Below are 17371 nucleotides of genomic sequence, written 5' to 3'. Positions count from 1 at the left end.
GACATTGATTACAGCATGTCGAGTGGGTGACCGAGCATGAAGCAGATCCGCCCATTGTTCCAACCGCCTCCGGCATCTGAGAGCCTGGAATCTGGACCGGTCATCCTGCGCGATGGCACGACCGCATCCCTCCGCTCGACCCGTGCGGAAGACCAGGCGATGATGCAAAGGTTTATCGATCGGTTGTCACCGGCATCCAGGCGTCATCGGTTCTTTTCTGAAACGGCGCCCCCTGCTGACACCATCGTGTCGCTGTGTGATTCCTCCAATCCCTCCAAACAACTCACCATCGTGGTCACGAGAACCCTCGCAGGACAGCCGCGCATCATCGCCGCCGGCTCATATTGGGCGCGAACCGCCGATCAGGCCGAAGTGGCTATGGCAGTCGACGACGACTATCACGGGAAAGGCCTGGGAACGATCCTGCTCGAACGGTTGGCGATGCTGGCCATACACCGGGGTTTCACCAGACTGTGGGCTGTCACACACACTGACAATCTGGCTATGCGCGAAGTCTTCCAGGAATCCGGGTACCCGGTCCATGAAACCTATGAAGGCGGCGACATGCAAGTCGAGATCTCGCTGCACCCGACCGAGAACACGACGACTCGCTTGGAGTTGCGCGAGCGTATCGCCACGACTGCCTCGCTTCGCCCGTTCTTCTATCCTCGTTCCGTGGCCGTGATCGGAGCGTCCCGCGATCCCCAAAGCATCGGCTACCGGATTGTCGAAGCCCTTGCCGTCAACCGGTTTCGCGGCGCCATCTATCCGGTGAACCCCAAGGCGGCAACCATTGCAGGCTTGACTGCCTTCTCGTCCGTGACTGCAATCCCCGGCGCCGTCGATCTGGCGGTGATTGCCGTACCGCGTGATGCGGTGCTGCCGGTCCTCACCGATTGTGCAGGCAAAGGCTTCGGCTCCGTGATCGTGATCTCCTCGGGCTTTGCCGAATCTGGCCCTGAAGGAAAGCAGGCCCAGGACCGTCTCGTAGAGGTTATCCGTCAACAGGGCATGCGCATGATCGGACCGAACTGCTTTGGGCTCCTGAATACCGATCCGGCCGTCCGTCTCAACGCCACATTTACGTCGGTCTTTCCCCCCTCCGGCCGCATGGCCATGGCCTCCCAGAGCGGCGCGCTGGGGCTCGCAATCCTCGCCGCAGCCCATCGACTTCGGCTGGGCGTATCCTCATTCGTCAGCGTAGGAAATAAAGCCGACATCTCCACGAACGATCTTCTGCAATATTGGGAAGGCGACCCTTCCACCGACATCATTCTCCTCTACCTGGAGTCCTTCGGGAATCCCAGACGGTTTGCGAGAATTGCGCGTCGCGTTGCTCGTCACAAACCGATCGTGGCGATCAAATCCGGCCGGAGCCTCGCCGGACGGCGCGCGGCCAGCTCGCATACCGCCGCACTCGCATCGAGTGAGGTGGCCGTTGACACACTCTTTCAGCAGTCCGGTGTGATCCGCGCAGACACCTTGGATGAGCTCTTTGCCCTGGCCCGAGGGCTTTCCGATCAGCCCTTGCCGAATGGAAAGCGCGTCGGCATCGTTACCAATGCCGGCGGCCCCGCCATTCTCTGCACCGACGCCTGCGAAGCGGGAGGATTGTCTGTCCCCGAGTTGTCCAAGGCGACCACCGCCGCCCTGTCGGCCTTCTTACCTCCCGCCGCCTCGGTGAAGAACCCGGTCGATCTCATCGCATCCGCCGCTCCTGATCATTATACAAACGCGATCACCACCCTCCTCGCCTCCAAAGAGATCGATGCGCTGATTGTTCTCTACATGTCCGTGACTGTCGGCGACGCAGTCGGCATTGCAAACGGGATTTTGCGCGGGATCTCCACTGCCAGACAGGCTGGCGGCACCGACATCCCGATCTATATCTGTTGGATGGCTGAAGGGGACCTCGGGCGGACCTTTGAGACGGCAGGCGAAACGATTCCCACATTTTCATTGCCGGAGCAGCCAGCGGTTGTGCTCAGCAAAGCCTTCCGGTATGAAGCATGGCGCACCGAGCCTCTCGGCATGATTCCAGACTTCGACGACATAGATTTCGGGACTGCGCGAGCGATCTGTGCTCAGGCCCTGTCTCAAGAAGGGCCCGGTTGGTTGACCGTCGAGGACACCAGAACCCTCCTCGCCTGTGCGAAACTTCCTGTGACACAGGGCGGCGTCGCGAGGACCGCAGACCAGGCAGCGGCCCTGGCGCATGACGTGGGATTTCCCGTTGCCGTCAAGCTCGCGTCACGCCAGATCCTGCACAAGACCGAGATGGGCGGCGTGCATCTGAACCTGTCTGATGAGCAGGCCGTGAGGAATTCGTTCGAGGCGATTCAGGCCAGGCTCGCACAAGAAAATAAACTGGAGGCGATGGAAGGTGTGCTCGTGCAGCCGATGCAGTCAGGCGGCACGGAGGTGATGGTCGGCGTGACACATGACCCTCTCTTCGGCCCTTTGATCGCGTTCGGGCTGGGAGGCATTCACGTGGAAATCCTGGGCGATGTGCGATTCCGGATTACACCCCTCACCGATCGTGATGCAGCTCAAATAGTGCGCGAGATCAAGGGCTATCGATTGCTCCAAGGCTACCGAGGCCATCCTGCAGCGGATGTGGAAGCCATCGAAGAGGTACTGCTGCGTCTCTCTCGCCTTGTCGAAGAAATCCCCGAGATCAGCGAACTCGATCTCAATCCGATCTTCGCCCTCCCGCCTGGGCAAGGTTGCAAGATCGTGGACGCCAGAATTCGCGTTGAGAAGAGTTCGCCGACGGTTTAGGAACATGCCGGCTGGGCGATCCAGCGGATGCGATCCGCCCGCGGCAAACCACAGCTAGACCTGGCAACCACAAGGAAAACGAAAACACAACGCTGTCACTGTTAAGCGACAAATTAAAGCCATTCTATTGTGTCCCTGCAAAACATTGCTGCTCGTTGGCAATCTCGCTGACACGCGAAGTAGTTCCGCCAATGCGTTGCGCGCGCGCATTGGCAGACAGGCCCAGTGGCTCCATGAATTCTTCCAGGAGGATTTCACCTGGGTAGATAGGTGGCAGTTGTTGCTTGCACATGGCAGGTGCCTTTACGACGCCCACTCATGCCGCACGCCGCTTTGTCCCGCGACTGCTTGCACGAGAGCTTGATGCACTGAGCCGCTTACCGGCTGCTTGGGCATGTAATTTCAGCCCCAGCGCTCCCACCACCTTGAGGATCGTATCGAAGTCTGGGTTCCGCTCACCAGAGAGCGCTTTATACAAGCTTTCGCGAGACAAACCGGCCTCCTTGGCAACCAGGGCCATGCCCTTGGCCCTGGCAATATCGCCCAGTGCCTTGGCAATAAAGGCGGCATCGCCTTCAGCCTCCTCCAGGCACGCCTCCAAATACGCAGCCATTTCTTCCGGCGTGCGAAGGTGCTCCGCAACATCGTACCGCGTGGTCGTCGTTTTGCTCATCATGCGCTCCTACAGATTGCGTGCAAGACGCAAGGCTGTTTTGATATCGGTGGTCTGCGTGCGTTTGTCACCACCGGCTAGCAAAACCACCATCTCGCGTCCGCGCTTCGTAAAATACACACGGTAGCCGGGACCAGAATCGATTCGCATTTCAGAAACGCCTTCACCCACTGGCCTCACATCCCCCGCATTTCCTGTCGCCAGGCGTTCGACCCTGACTTGAATCCGCGCTCGCGCACGAATGTCGCGCAATCCATCAAGCCACTGCGCGTAGGTCTCAGTTTTGCGAACCTCAAACATGAAGCACTGTAGCCAGAAGGCTACAGTTTGTCAATGTGCGTAACTGGTCTATCTGCCATTTAGGGAACCCTCACGCCGCAGGAGCGCCAGGTAGGCTAGCGTATCGATGAGTTCCTGATCGGTCATGGTGGTATCCGGGAACATGCCTGTGCCCGGGTGTCCTTCCCGGATTGCACGCGCGCGCTGCTTGTCAGATTTCAGATGTAGTGCCTCGGGATTTCTCAGATCGACCGGTGGAGGATTGAGTTGACTGATGAGTGTGGCTGTGTCGGCTGCGAGTTGCGGTCGTAGGTTTTTGTTTCCATCAATGCCATGACAGTAGTGGCACACGCCCTTCCCATTGAAGACCGCTCTGCCCCGCTCGGCATCGCCTGCCGCTCTTGTACTCTTGGATGACGGCGGAGAACCGGCCCAGGCATTCATCTCAACTGTATCTGTGAACTGAATCCCCCAGCAGCCCACGAAAAGGAAGCAGGTAAGAGAAACTTCTCTCATATTATTCCCCTCTGAGCTACGAACCACTTGTGACTTTGAATTCTAAATGGCAAGCCACACAGGCTTTGAGCACTCCGTCAAGCTTGGGCAAAATCTGTTTGAGATCCTTTGTCGGAATAATCTGGGCCAGATCCTCCGCCGCCTGGTGATGAGCCATGGCGAGATCGTGATAGGCCGGTGGAAAATTCTCCGGCTGCTGACTCGCCATCGCCTGCCTGTGCATGAAGAAGCCCAGGTGTGTTTCGGTTAGGCCTTTGGCCAATTCGTAGTCCTCCTCAGCCAACGCGCTGACAATCCCTTGAACGGTCTCCAGGTGCTGCAACATGACTACGCGATGTTGCTTCCCTGCCGGTGACGACAGCGGGATGGGATGCCTGATATCGGAAGTCATATAGGGGTCGGGGGTTTGCTCGCCCTGGCGCGGTCGGACATCGGTACAACCGACTGAAAACACAACACAAATGACTCCCAGAGCCATACCTCCAAGTAAGGCCTGTTTCCCTCTATATATAATGGTAGAGACTCTATCCACGACATTTCTGACATATCTCCGTAAAATCAATCGCTTAACACCATTAGACCGCTTTTTCCGCATTTTTCACCTGCTTCCAATAGGCATCGACCCGCTCTTGAATGTGCCGGATAGCTTCATCCTGCCTCGTCGGTTCGAACAGATGTCGGAACCGGCCCTGCAACTTGAGGTACTCTTCAACCGGCTTGCGCTTGGGAATGTAGGTGTGTGTGACTACTCCGTTGATCGACTCCTTCAAAGGCCAAAGACCGGTCTCGACCGCCAACTTGGCGACTCCCGGAGTCTCTCCCGGATCGTAGAGCCAGCCGGTGGGGCAAGCGGAGAGGGCGAGAAACAGTTTGGGGCCTGTAAATGTTGCCGCCCGGGCGAACTTTTCTTCCAAATCCAATGGGTACCGAGGCGCGACTGTTGCGATATAAGGCGGTTTGTGTGCCCGCCAGATCTCGAAGATGTCTTTCTTCTCCTGCGTGGTACCAGACGGATGCTGCAAGCTGCAGGGCGAGGTGCTCGTTCGTGCGCCGTAGGGTGTCGCGGGAGAGAGCTGCATACCTGTGTTGCCATACGCTTCATTGTCGTAGCAGAAATAATAGAAATCGAGTTTTCTGGTGATGGCGCCCGAGGTCGAAGAGAGGGCCATGTCATAGGTCGAACCGTCTCCACCCAGCACAACAACTTTCAGATTCTCGCGTTCCGGCAGCCGTCCTTTGGCGATCAACACATCCAATGCATCGCGCACACCTTGCGCGCCGGCAGGCGCCGACCCCATGGTGGTGTAGAGCCATGACCCCTTAAATGGGGTGAAGGGATACGCCGCCAGCATCGTAAAGCACCCGGCGGCATTCACATAGACAACCTCGTCCCCCAACACCTTCGCAGCCAGCCGCAACGCTTCCAGCCCTCCGCAGCCGGCACAAAGTGCGGTTCCCGGAAGGACGTGTTCTTCACGGGGAATCTGTTTGATCTTCTTAAATGTCTCACGTTGCCAGGTCATGATGAAAACCGTGAGGCGTGAAACGTGAAGCGTTAGAAAACTGATGGCCATAACACCATTTATTCACTTGCCTGACCCCTGACTCGCCCTCACATCCGCTGCGATATCTTGAAGCTGCACCATCTCGCGGTGCTCGGCTTCTGTGTAGAGCAAGACCGGCCCGATCCCTTTTCCTTGAACTCCAGCTTCTGCCGTCTGTTCGAAGACAGTCCGAAGCTCACCTTCCGAAAGATTCTTCCCTCCCAGGCCCCCGATGAAAGAGCAGAGCGCCCGCGGCCGCAACGCTTCATGGTACAGACAGGCTGCAATCTCCTGAAAGAGAATGCCGCCCTGCCCCGGAGACAGATTCTGATCCAGGACCGCCACGGCCCTGCGGCCTTGCAGTGCGTGACGGATGGCGTCCGCCGGCCAAGGACGGATCATGCGTAACCGCAGCAGTCCCACTCGCTTGCCCTCTGCCCTGGCCGCATCGACTGCGGCCTTGCCTTTGCTCGCAAAGGCGTTGGTCATGACGAGCACATCTTCCGCATCGTCAAGCCGATACCCCTCAACCACATCGTATCGCCGTCCGAACAGCTGCTCGAACGCAGCGGCCGCGTCCCGATGCACATCCAACGCGTTCATGGCAGCCAGATGCATTTGATGACGGAAGTACGAGTATGGCGTCCCGCCGAGGACCGCCACGCCGAGCGCATGCGGCGCAGAGGCTTTGAAACCCAAGTGAGCAGGACGAAACGGCGGCAGGAACGCCTTCACCATCTGAAGATCCGGTATCGTCACCGGCTCGCGGGTGAACGAAAGGTAGAAACCGTCCAGATTGACGATGACCGGCAACATGACCCTTTCATCCTCCGCGATCCGATAGGCCATCAGGATCGAGTCCAGGACTTCCTGGCAGGTCTCGGCATGGATCTGAAGAAAGCCTGAGTCCCGCGCAGCCAGCACATCATTGTGATCCGGTTCGAGCGTAATCGGCGCAGCTAACGCCCGCGAGACGTTGACCAGCACGAGCGGTGCGCGCCAGCCGGAAACCGAATAGAGGACTTCGAGGGCATAGAGCAATCCCTGGCTGGATGTTGCGGTGAAGACCCTGGCCCCCGTGGCCACAGCAGCTCCGGCCGCAGTCATCATGGAATGTTCGGAATCCATGGTCACAAAGCGGGCTGCCATCGCGCCGCTCTCGCACCAGGTGGCCAGTGCTTCCACAATTTCCGTCTGCGGTGTAATGGGAAACGCCGGGATGTAATCCACATCCGCCAGCCGAGCGCCCCAGGCCGCCGCGAGATTGCCCGTCATCATCATCTGGTCTGTCTGGTTCATTTGGTCTATCCGGTCTATTTGGTTTGCTTGACGAGACCCGTCTCACATTTCCATACCTATCGTGCCGTCCACGCCACTCCCCCTTCCTGCTCCCGCTCGGCCACCAATGCCTCCGTCGGGCATTCATGGACACAGATCTGGCATCCTTTGCAATGGGCATAATCAACCACGGGCCTGTCGTCCTTTGTCATCGAAATCACCCCTTCGGGGCAATAGGCGAAACAGAGCCAGCAGCCATTGCACTTGTCCGGCACCAGCACCGGCCGGAAGGTTCGCCAGCCGCTGGTTTCACGCAGGATCGAATTTGCAGCGGCGCTGATCCTGGCAGTTCCTCTGGTCGGAGGTTCATAGACCGGTACTTGAAGCTGCGCTGACGTGGTCGATTGCGGCGCGCCCGGTACTACGGGAACCGTGCGAACGGCATCATAGCACTGAAGTGCAGCAGCTTGATTGCGCTCAATCTGAGAAGCGGCGAGTGCGAGGTCGGCTAATTCCCGCGCAATAGCCTCTCGAACCGAATCCCGGCGGAGTCCGATGAGTCTCCCGGCGACAGCACCGAGCAGCGCGCTGATCGCGCCGCCCTTTCCAAACTGTTGCAGGGCGATGTCTGTTAGATCGAGCGTCGTCAGATGTCCCGGCAGCGAAGTCTGGGGCTGCAACTGTTCTGCAGTCAGTGGTGAGTTGACGAAGACAGCCGTTCGTTCGTCGATGCCGTCCAGCACGCGGGCGGCAGGGTCCTGGATGAGCGACGCGTCGGCAATCACGACAAGGTCGGGGCAGGCGATGATGCCTCGCTGTTTAATTGGTCCGGTATCGATGCGCGTGAATGCCGCCACTGGTGCGCCGCGCCGCTCGGCCCCATAAATCGGCGAGTCCTGCGCCACGAACCCCTCGATAAACGCAGCCGTTCCCAGGATGCGGCTCGCGGTCTTCGCACCCTGCCCTCCTCGGCCATGAAACCGGACTGCCCGCATCGTTCATTCCCTGAGCGGCGCCTGATTCTCCCCTGCCTGTGCGCAAGCCATACGCGGGTCGCACTGTTGCCTAAACAGCTTCTTCCGAATATCCTCGGCCGGTTCCATCGCAAGAGCTTTTCCTCACCGCAACATCAGCTACAACACGTATCCGCTTTTTCCTTCATGGCCTCACGTCCGGCCTTGATTGCCGCCTCGACACCCGCCGTTTTCGCTGCGATGAAATGCTTGCCACGCTCAATGCTCTCATCAAGGGCGGCTCGCGCCTCCTTTGCCTTCTCCAGAACTTCTTCCTCCGTCCTCCTGGCATAGCCCTTCAACACCTGACGCGTTTCTTCCCCGGACTTCGGGGCGAGAAGAAGACCTGCCACGACTCCAGCCATGGCCCCCCCTAAGAATGCGAGTACAACAGCCGGTCCCGAACATTGTGTCTCTCGATTGTCCATAACAATTCCTCCTTGGATAAACGTGGTTCTTCCGAAAGAGGAAAAGCGAAGGCCGTGCCAGAATTGCCGAACCACGGCGATCACTGATTGTTGCGATTTGACGCGGCCTTACAAAAACGTGTGAAGAAGAGAAACAATTTCCTGGGGCATTCCAGGTCTTAGGAGAAAAGGGTGCTGTCGCAAAAGGCAACAGTCCCCCACACGAAGGAGGTAGGTTACTGTAGACCTAATAAAACAGAAGATAAATCGTTATGGAGAGGCAGCCCATCCTTCAATCTGTCCCATCATGCCGGCCCATGCTCACCGGTGAAGCTGCGGATGTACTGGATGAGGGCCCAGATCTCATCATCTGTCAATTGATCTCCATATCCAACTAGGCCGGTATCGGGGGATCCGTTCTTAATCACCCAGAAGAGTTCGCCTTCCGTACGATGGATCCAGAATCCCTGGTCCTGGAAATTGCGCGGTGAGGGATCCAATCGGGCTGCCAGCGGTCCTTTACCGTCACCCTCTTTCCCATGACACCTGAAGCAAGCACCCTTGCCAACGTAGATCGCCTTACCCTGTGAAACAGTCTCAGGGGACCTCGGCAATGGACTCGTGAGCGCGCGCGCCTCGGACAGTTTATCAGCCGGCACTAACAGCTGCATCCTGTGCCGTTCGGTGGCCCAGGATGGAATGGTAAGAGAAACCACAAGAGCCAACAGCGGCAGCATACTACGAGGCTTCATCACCTTCCTCCAGAAAAAGGATTGCGTCAGGCTCCCTATAGGATCGCAGGCACCGTTTGGGCAGACCTATCACTTCCCCTCTGTCGCGAAGGACCGGACGTACCGCAGCACCTGCCAGGCTTCTTCTTCCGTGAGGACGAGCGGGATAAACGGCGCCATCGCCGTGCCCTTGCTGCCATGTTTCAAAATCCAGAACAATTCTCCATCGGTTCGAGCGGCCTGCCAGTCCTTGTCGGTGAAGTTTCTTGGCAAGGGCCCTTTCAAAGTGCCCGGCTCAATGTCTGCCCCCAGTCCCTTACCGTCCCTTCCATGACAGGTAATACAGAAGGCTTTCCCATGGAAAAGCTTCTGTCCCTTCTCAATAGTTTCCTCGGTAGCCGGAAGCGGATTGGTCCAGGCTCTGGCTTCTTCGATTTGATCGATCGGTACTCGCGGTTTGAGCACGGCTTCATCGCCCCCAAAGACCGGATTCCCCCATGAGCCAAGCGATGCCGCCATACAGGCCGTGAGTAGGAGATACGGACGCATTGCTCATCCTCTCATTTCATTCTCCTTCGCCGAATACCCCGTAGCTCGCGACGGGGATGAAGGCAGGGAGAACCCTCCGTAGCCTTGGCGAAGGAGGGTGGTCGCTTCGGAGAATTTCGCAAGATACCCCGCAGCTTCCGGCCTTCGTAGCCGAAGTGGCTACTTCGGCGGAGTAGGCTGCTGCGGGGAGCTTCATTGTGCAATCCATTACGAACGGTAGACCGTCGACAGGGACCAGCCAGGCCCTCAGAGGAACGAGGCTGGTCCCCTCTCTCAATCCTATTTGTCGGAATATCCCGTAAACTTGTGCCCGAGGGACTGAGGGAAACTCACGGTACCATCCGGGAATTCCAGCCCATGTTGCCACAAGTGATAAATCACACCGTCAGTCCCTGCCGCAACTTCCGCCACCTTGGCAGCCTGATCGGTCGGCATATCCAGGATTTGGACCCGGCCTGTCGCGATTTCCACTTTATGATCGTGGAAATGCCGGTGCCACTGAATGGCAGGGAGCTTTCGCGTGAGGTCTTTCGATATGAAATACTCGACCGCAACCAGTTTGGCCTTGGGATCCGTGGAATCGAACAGCAAACACTGAAGAATCTTGTCGGATACACCCTTGCAGTAGTGATGGAACGGTCCTCCCGGGGTGCCGTCCTCCATCATATGTGGTGCCTGCACATGAATATCGAATCCTTCGACCGGGGACTTTGGTTCCCCGCTTATGGCTTTCTGGGGAACGACTCCGCTACATCCAATTGCAGCAATCGCAGCAACAACTAGCAGACCTTTTCTCATCACAATAGACCTCCTCGGGGTTGGGGTTAGGGTACGGGGGCCTGGCCTCGCTCATCTGGACTGAGAAAGACCGTACACGTTCGACTGACCATAAGAGACACATCGCTTCAAAAGGATTCAACCGATTAACAATTGAGCCTTACTTATCGGCCACAGCCTTCCCCCTTGCAACCGCCCATCCCACCGCCTCCTCCCATCATGGGCCCCATCCCTCCGCCATGTCCCATCATGCCAGGTCCATGCTCACCCGCGAAGCTCCGCAAATACGGGATGAGACTCCAGATCTCTTCGTCCGTCAGTTGCCCGCCGAATCCTACCATGCCGGTACCGACCGATCCGTTCTTGATCACCCAGAAGATTTCGCCTTCCGTCCGATGGCGCCAGAATCCATGGTGTTGAAAATTGCGAGGGGATGGATTCAACTGGGCAGCCAACGGCCCATTACCATCTCCGTCTTTTCCATGACAGTTGAAGCAGCCGCCCTTGCCGGCATAGATCGCCTTACCCTGTGCGACCGTCTCAGGGGATTTCGGCAAGGGGCTCGTGAGCGCGCGCGCCTCGGCCATCTTGTCGGCCGGCACCAACGGCTGCATCATGTGCCGTTCGGCAGCCCCGGCAGGGATGGCAAGAGAAATTACCAGGGCTAGTAATGGGAACGTACTCGGCTTCATCACCTTCCCCCTTTGGTCGCTTGTTGTAGCTGGCCGAACGACCGATGCATCTTGCATCGAACAGCAAACGTGCAGGGACGCATCGTCAATCCTCTCCTGTTGGACACATCTCACGGGGCAGTATTGGTTTCGATGTCTACGCCAAGGCCTATCCAGGCCCGCAGCAGATCGTGTCGTGTGATCGAGTAGACCACCTTGCCATTTCTCTCAATCGGCAGATTGATGAGCCGCTTATCCTCCATGAGCTTCACGGCCGCCTCGAAACTCGTATCATCTGTCACAGCGATGCGCTCTTTCGCCATAATGTCCTCTGCGGCCAGCCGGTTCAGATCTTTCCCCGCTTCCAACGCCCGAAGAATGTCGAACTCGCTGATGAATCCTGCGAACTTTCCCTCTTTGTCGACCACCGGCGCTCCCGGCGTATGGGTCGTCAGCAACTCAACGGCGATCCCCATTGCATTCTGTTTTCGAGTAAACACAAGATCGTTTGTGGCCCGCACTTGTCCAATCGTCTTGAACCCTCCGGCAGGAACACCCGGTCTACCTAACGTTGTCATGACAACCTCCTTTGTGTTGATGAATGCTAAACTTGTCCTAGCCGGATTCTGAAACAGTCCGCCATTAGTCCCTCTCTACCCCCCTACTCATTGTGAGCCTTTGCGTAGAAGAAGGATTCACGAATTGCAGCTGGCGCTTCATCTTTTCATGCCGACAAACGCAATCTAACTTGAGCACAAGACAACCTACAGCACTGGCGAGTCTACGCCAATGCCATTTGGATGCCACCGGGGTAGTTTCAATGCTGTATGTATAGTTTTTGAGAAACAATGGCTTAGAGAGGCCGGATCGGCTAATTCGTTGTCGATGTGATGCATAGATACCCAGGAGGGTATCTATCGGGTGGGGCAAATCGCTACGGCAGGGTACAACAGCGCAATGAGAAAATGGACCACGATCGGATGCTTCCGGTCTTTCTCCGGCCTGTTACAAGTCCAATTCCACCATCTTGCGGTGGAATCGGGTGATCACGTTCGGATCTGGTGTCAGCCGAATCTGCGCTTCTTCCTTGCCCTTGTAGGGCAACAAATTCAGCACATAGCGCAAGCTTTCCAGACGCGCGGCCTGTTTATCGTTCGCTTTGACGATGATCCAGGGGCTGAACGTCGTATGGGTCTTGCTGAACATCTCCTCTTTGTAACGGGTATAGGAATCCCACAACTCCTGTGCCTTTTCATCGACCGGGCTCAACTTCCACTGTTTGAGTGGATTCAGCCGGCGCGCTTCGAATCGCTTCGCCTGCTCCTCTTTCGAAATTGAGAACCAGAACTTGATGATGGTCACGCCATCTTCGTAGAGCATATGTTCGAATTCAGGAACCTGCTGCAGAAACCGCTGGTGTTCTTTCTTGCTGCAAAATCCCATCACCGGTTCGACGACCGCGCGGTTGTACCAGCTACGGTCGAAAAACACGATCTCGCCTTTGTTGGGCAGCTGGCGGATATAGCGCTGAAAGTACCACTGGCCCCGCTCTTCATCCGACGGTTTGGGCAGCGCGACCACCCGCATGGCGCGAGGATTCAGATGTTCGGTGAACCGGCGGATCGTGCCGCCTTTCCCGGCCGCATCGCGTCCTTCGACCAGAATCGCAATCCGTTCTCCGCTGCTCTGCACCCACCGTTGAAGCTTGACCAATTCAACTTGTAACTGCCTCAACTCTTGCTCATACAGCAGTGTCTTGCGCACCTCCTCAATATCGACGGTCTTGTTCTCAAGCAGCTGAATAAAGCCCTTTCTCGTATTAATTCTTTGCAGATCATCGTCGGTCAAGGCGAAGCCCGGTTCACCGATACGCCCCAGCCCCTGTCCAACGGACCCGCGGCGCGCCACTGGATAGCCGTCCCCTTCCCGTGGCACCACCGTTGGAATGGCCTCCAGCCCATTGACATCGAGCTGCCCATCCTTTTCGACGGACTTGTCAATGCCCATTTCATCCTGCCGACCCGTCCGGCCTTTTGACTTCCCGGTCGATTCGCCATCTGCTGCCATACAGAGGTCCCTTCCTGTGATACAGAATCAGAACGCCACGTTGCGGTCACGCTCGGCAACGGCTTTGATATAGTCCGCCATGCCCTTGATCGACGCCCCGGTCACGAGGTCTGTCCCGCTGATCTGCCGCGCCACGGCGCAGGCCCCGCAGACCCAGATAGGAATATTCGCAGCTTGCAGGGCTGCCAGCAGATCTTTGAGCGGCGTCAGATTCACACCGGTCACATGATCGGCCGTACCCTTTCGTCCCAACGTCACTGCTTCATTCCAGAGCCATAGGACCACATCATGGCCCTGCTCCTTCGCCACCTTCGCTGCCATGAACGGCAGCGTTGCCATCGTCGGATCGTCCGTACCCCGACTGCCTGAAATAATAAATGTCGCCATTCTTTCCTCCTCCGTTGCTCGTCGTTCGTGAAGCGTATCTCGCGTGAAATCTTTCGCGCTTCACGAGATACGAGGGACGCTTCACGCGTTACTTCGCCAGCGATCGAATGTAGTGAATCAATTGCCACACCTGCTCATCCGGCAACCCGGCAAACGACATCATCCCTGTTCCAGGCGAGCCGTTCTTGATGATCCAGAACAAATGACCATCGGGAATGTCTTTCATCATCGCGCCACATGTGAAGTTTCTGGGTGGCGGCACCAGGGCGGCTCCCATGATGCCCTTTCCGTCGCCTTTTTCTCCATGGCACATCGCACAGGCCACAGGCTGGGCCGTCTTGAGGAACAGCTCCTTTCCCACTTGTACCGTACCGGCAGAGGTGGGAAGCGGATTCGTTTTGGTCAAGAAGTCATCCGGCACCTTTACCACCTGGCGCGGTTGCACACAGGCTCCCCCCTGGCCTCCGCTTGGGGCAGCCGTCATATCAGGGACACCCTTGAAGGTTGTCTTGAGGTACGCGATCACATCGGCCACGCCTTGCTGACCGATCGTCAAGTTCCAATAGGGCATATTCGCCGACTTCCCCACTGCCGGACCGCCATGGTTAATCACGTTGTAGAGATATTCCATCGGAAGCTTTTCGAATGGAATATTGGCATGGATCGCCGGCTTGGGTAGCAGACCGGACGCTGCCGGTCCGTCACCTTTACCAGTCGCGCCATGGCACTGTGAGCAATACTCCTTGTAGATGACTTTACCTCGATCCGGGCTGGCCATCCCGAATTCGGGACTTGTCCAGGGTTCGTAGTACTTGAAGTCCTGCACCCCTTGGACCATCAAGAATCCGATCACGGCGCGAAGCTGCGGCTCCGTCGCATCGGCCAGAAATTCGCCGCTATGAGGCACGAAGTCTTGTGGATTTTGCCCGAACCGGAAGAGCCAATCCTGGTCATACCGTTGTCCAGCTGCCACCAGCGAAGCACTCTGTGGTCCCCCGATAACCTTGCCATTCTCCTCGATGACGTGACAGCCGAGACAGGCGTGCGCCTTGTAGGCCATTCCACCGAACGTCGCATCGAACTTCGTTACCTTCGAGAGATCAAACGCGCCGACCTTCACGCGCGGATCCTTGTTGTGCTCGGCAAAGTAATCGGCGATGGCGTGAGCCTCAGATTCGGTGACCATCGGATGCTTGGACGGAACTTCGGTCAGATCCCACCGATAACCCTTGGCGTACAATGGCGCCTCTTTGCCTGTCAGCCACCGGATCAACCAGGGCCGCTGATACTTGCTACCGGCCCACATGAGGTCGGGCGCCTTCAGATTGAAGCGAGAATCCGCCTGACCTTCCAGCCTGTGGCATTGGACGCAAGTCTGCTGAACGATTTCCTTCGCACGCGACTGATCGCCTGCGAACAATAGATGAGGGGGCGACATCAGCCCCATCAATACGAACACAGCGCTTCCAATGGCCATTCGGCTTCTTATATTCATGTTGCTGCCTCCTTCATGAGTCTGTTGCAAACCCCCCTCGACAAGGAAATCCCCGGTCGTTCCCGCAAGGGCCACAGAGCTTGGGAGGAGGCTCGTGAGGATGCTGAAAAAGCCCGTCCAGCAAGGCCGCAGCGAGTGAAAGGTCGAGGCGTACGCGGTTGGTACGTTGAGACCTTGAGCGATGCGAGAACGCCGCTGGAGGGCTTTTGCAACATCATCACAACGGCTTCTCCCCATGGTGATGGTGATTGAGTTTGATCGCCACGCCGGGAGGCACCGCGATGGATTGATGCACGGTGCAGCCATGTGCCACCTTGAGGAGGCGCTCACTATGTTCGGCCGTGACGCGATGCGGTAGATGAACCGCCAGGGTGATCTGGCCTACCCGATGCGGCTGTTCCGCCATGGTCCATTCTGCCTCGACACTCAACCCCTTGGTCGAGATCTGATGGCGGTCGCAGTAGCGCCCCACGAAATAACCGACACAACTGGCGAGTGCACCGACAAAGAGTTCGACAGGACTCATGCCGGCGTCCTGGCCACCGTCATCAACCGGCTGATCGGTGACGACCCGATGCTTGCCGCTCGTGATGTCATGCCGAGTTCCACCATGGTAGGCCACGGTAAGTGTCATCACGCACCTCCCGGTTCGGGCAGTCGCATCGCAAGCCAGATACAGACGATTCCCAAAGGTGCCGGGATCCACAGGCCGTGAATCCCGATCAAGCCGGAAATCGTCACCGGACCATAGCGACCGACAACCAGCAGATGTTCTTCGATCTCAGGGAACATGAAGGCAAACACGAGCGCGCCGCACAATCCCCCTATAACGGTGACCCAGGCATCCGGCTTCCCTTCCGCACAGGCTGCGAGCGCCGTTCCCGGGCAATATCCTGATAGCGCAAATCCCACCCCGAAAATCGCACCAGCAATCATGAGCCCCAGGAGATACAGTTCTTTCACCTTCATATTGGCCAGTCCAAAGAGATCCAACAGATGCACGCCGATGAGTCCAACGCCGATGGCCATCAGTATTAGCTTCATAATGGTCAAATCCTTCAACCGTAGCGCGTTGACAATCTTGGTATGGCTGGAGGCACCGGAGAGCTGAAGCAGCGCCCCGAAGGCTGCTCCGAGCGCCAATCCGAGCCCGAGCGTCAACATCGTGACCCTCCGTCCCGATAAAGCACGCGCGCTGTGATAATCGCGCTGATGAAGAGCGCCGCAGAAAAGAGAAAGGAACTGATGGCTAATTGCGAAATCCCGCTGATCATATGCCCGGAGGTGCAGCCACCGCCGAAGCGGGCGCCGAAGAGAAGGAGAAATCCCCCGACGAAGGACCAGACCAGCCGACGCCCCGGGTTTGAGCCAAAACGTCTCTTCCATTCGATCGGCACGACTCTGGTTCGGAAGCGAGCGGTGACCATCGCCGCTACCAACGCCCCGAGCGGGATCCCCAACACAAAGAAAAACTCGTAGGTGGCCAGAGTCCATCCTTGCGCGGTCTTGGCCAAGTAGGGACTCCTTGACGCGACGTCCGGGAGCACAGAATGCAGGAGCACCCCATCCAACACGACATACTGGCCCGACACTCCGATGGGTTGAACCAATCCAACGGCCACGATCAAGACCAGACCGATTCCGATCCCCCCGGCCCACCATGGGAATACTGGTCTCGCATCCTCGTGAGACGTTTCATAACGATCTGGGACGTCTTTCTTCATTTCAGCATCACGGTTTGATATAGATCCAACCTTGTTCTTGCAGCTCTATCAATCGGACCATGGCGGGAGTCGTTCGATCCACCTGATCGATCAAATCCGCCCGCGTGAGACCCTGAGCCTTCATCGTATTGGAGCAGGCTGTAAATTCGACATCATAGGCAGCCTTCAGTTGAGCCAGTTCGCTCGCCAGCGTCGAATCCTTTTTTGTCAACAACGTCAGCCCGGCACCATGTACCACCAACTCAACACGCACGTGCTCGCGGCCCACTTCCTGATAGAGATTGCGAATATTGTTCAACGCTCCTCGCTGAACCTTCTCATCGCCTGAATTGAGGTGCAGGACCACGCGATGCGGATCCTGAGACGTTACGGCTGCTCCACTGAGCCCCGCGGAAGAAACGCCCAGTGCGCCGACCAGACATATGATGAGCATCGCATTCATCTTGACGGCCACTGTCTGTAACACCCTCTCAACGATT

Annotated in this window: 22 protein-coding genes; 1 reads left to right on the top strand and 21 read right to left on the bottom strand. The window is 57.4% G+C overall.

From position 1 onward, the window contains the following. The first annotated feature begins 36 nt into the window (after positions 1-36). A complete protein-coding gene (locus HZB34_04320; GenBank protein MBI5315174.1) occupies positions 37-2781 on the top strand; it encodes a GNAT family N-acetyltransferase in 2745 nt (914 codons plus the stop codon). Positions 2782-2905: 124 nt separating this feature from the next. Here HZB34_04320 and HZB34_04315 read toward each other — a convergent pair whose 3' ends face one another. The 21 genes from HZB34_04315 to HZB34_04215 all read right to left on the bottom strand — a co-directional run bounded on the left by HZB34_04315 (position 2906) and on the right by HZB34_04215 (position 17358). Further along, complete coding sequence (locus tag HZB34_04315) at positions 2906-3073, bottom strand: hypothetical protein (GenBank protein ID MBI5315173.1); 168 nt, start codon at positions 3071-3073, stop codon at positions 2906-2908. Positions 3074-3097: 24 nt separating this feature from the next. Then, the gene (locus HZB34_04310; GenBank protein ID MBI5315172.1) at positions 3098-3454 is read right to left on the bottom strand and encodes a putative addiction module antidote protein; all 357 of its coding nucleotides are present in this window, start codon (positions 3452-3454) and stop codon (positions 3098-3100) included. 9 nt (positions 3455-3463) lie between these two features. After that, positions 3464-3754: a type II toxin-antitoxin system RelE/ParE family toxin gene (locus tag HZB34_04305; GenBank protein ID MBI5315171.1), complete on the bottom strand. Its 291-nt coding sequence runs from the start codon at positions 3752-3754 to the stop codon at positions 3464-3466. A gap of 48 nt (positions 3755-3802) precedes the next feature. Then, positions 3803-4249 (bottom strand): c-type cytochrome, encoded by a 447-nt coding sequence (locus HZB34_04300; protein ID MBI5315170.1) that lies wholly within the window; start codon positions 4247-4249, stop codon positions 3803-3805. Positions 4250-4265: 16 nt separating this feature from the next. Further along, complete coding sequence (locus HZB34_04295) at positions 4266-4727, bottom strand: cytochrome c (protein MBI5315169.1); 462 nt, start codon at positions 4725-4727, stop codon at positions 4266-4268. A 97-nt stretch (positions 4728-4824) separates the two neighbouring features. Further along, positions 4825-5772: a pyruvate synthase gene (locus HZB34_04290; GenBank protein ID MBI5315168.1), complete on the bottom strand. Its 948-nt coding sequence runs from the start codon at positions 5770-5772 to the stop codon at positions 4825-4827. Positions 5773-5835: 63 nt separating this feature from the next. Continuing rightward, positions 5836-7092, bottom strand: a complete 1257-nt coding sequence (locus tag HZB34_04285; protein MBI5315167.1) for a pyruvate synthase — start codon at positions 7090-7092, stop codon at positions 5836-5838. A 56-nt stretch (positions 7093-7148) separates the two neighbouring features. Further along, positions 7149-8066, bottom strand: coding sequence for a 2-oxoacid:acceptor oxidoreductase family protein (locus tag HZB34_04280; protein MBI5315166.1), 918 nt, complete (start codon positions 8064-8066; stop codon positions 7149-7151). 134 nt (positions 8067-8200) lie between these two features. After that, on the bottom strand, positions 8201-8512 hold the full coding sequence (locus HZB34_04275) for a YtxH domain-containing protein (GenBank protein MBI5315165.1): 312 nt from the start codon (positions 8510-8512) through the stop codon (positions 8201-8203). Between the two features lie 284 nt (positions 8513-8796). Continuing rightward, positions 8797-9243, bottom strand: coding sequence for a c-type cytochrome (locus HZB34_04270; protein ID MBI5315164.1), 447 nt, complete (start codon positions 9241-9243; stop codon positions 8797-8799). 69 nt (positions 9244-9312) lie between these two features. Beyond that, positions 9313-9741, bottom strand: a complete 429-nt coding sequence (locus HZB34_04265; GenBank protein MBI5315163.1) for a cytochrome c — start codon at positions 9739-9741, stop codon at positions 9313-9315. A 309-nt stretch (positions 9742-10050) separates the two neighbouring features. After that, positions 10051-10569 (bottom strand): DUF1264 domain-containing protein, encoded by a 519-nt coding sequence (locus tag HZB34_04260; GenBank protein ID MBI5315162.1) that lies wholly within the window; start codon positions 10567-10569, stop codon positions 10051-10053. 143 nt (positions 10570-10712) lie between these two features. After that, positions 10713-11240, bottom strand: a complete 528-nt coding sequence (locus HZB34_04255) for a c-type cytochrome (protein MBI5315161.1) — start codon at positions 11238-11240, stop codon at positions 10713-10715. Between the two features lie 110 nt (positions 11241-11350). Next, positions 11351-11797 (bottom strand): CBS domain-containing protein, encoded by a 447-nt coding sequence (locus tag HZB34_04250; protein ID MBI5315160.1) that lies wholly within the window; start codon positions 11795-11797, stop codon positions 11351-11353. A gap of 427 nt (positions 11798-12224) precedes the next feature. Further along, entirely contained in the window at positions 12225-13226 is a 1002-nt protein-coding gene (gene ppk2, locus HZB34_04245; protein MBI5315159.1) for a polyphosphate kinase 2, read from the bottom strand. Positions 13227-13313: 87 nt separating this feature from the next. Next, positions 13314-13673, bottom strand: coding sequence for a DsrE family protein (locus tag HZB34_04240; protein ID MBI5315158.1), 360 nt, complete (start codon positions 13671-13673; stop codon positions 13314-13316). A gap of 88 nt (positions 13674-13761) precedes the next feature. After that, positions 13762-15168: a c-type cytochrome gene (locus tag HZB34_04235; protein ID MBI5315157.1), complete on the bottom strand. Its 1407-nt coding sequence runs from the start codon at positions 15166-15168 to the stop codon at positions 13762-13764. Between the two features lie 217 nt (positions 15169-15385). Beyond that, positions 15386-15802: an OsmC family protein gene (locus HZB34_04230; protein ID MBI5315156.1), complete on the bottom strand. Its 417-nt coding sequence runs from the start codon at positions 15800-15802 to the stop codon at positions 15386-15388. Further along, entirely contained in the window at positions 15802-16332 is a 531-nt protein-coding gene (locus HZB34_04225) for a YeeE/YedE family protein (protein MBI5315155.1), read from the bottom strand. The genes HZB34_04230 and HZB34_04225 overlap by 1 nt, the downstream gene beginning before the upstream one ends. Further along, entirely contained in the window at positions 16326-16892 is a 567-nt protein-coding gene (locus HZB34_04220; protein MBI5315154.1) for a YeeE/YedE family protein, read from the bottom strand. The genes HZB34_04225 and HZB34_04220 overlap by 7 nt, the downstream gene beginning before the upstream one ends. A gap of 7 nt (positions 16893-16899) precedes the next feature. Further along, positions 16900-17358 (bottom strand): DsrE family protein, encoded by a 459-nt coding sequence (locus tag HZB34_04215; protein ID MBI5315153.1) that lies wholly within the window; start codon positions 17356-17358, stop codon positions 16900-16902. Between the last annotated feature and the right edge of the window lie 13 nt (positions 17359-17371).

This window comes from Nitrospirota bacterium, from assembly GCA_016219645.1.
Taxonomy (GTDB): domain Bacteria; phylum Nitrospirota; class Nitrospiria; order Nitrospirales; family Nitrospiraceae; genus Palsa-1315.
The sequence above is the reverse complement of the archived record's forward strand: the minus strand, read 5'-3'. Positions and strand labels throughout refer to the sequence as shown.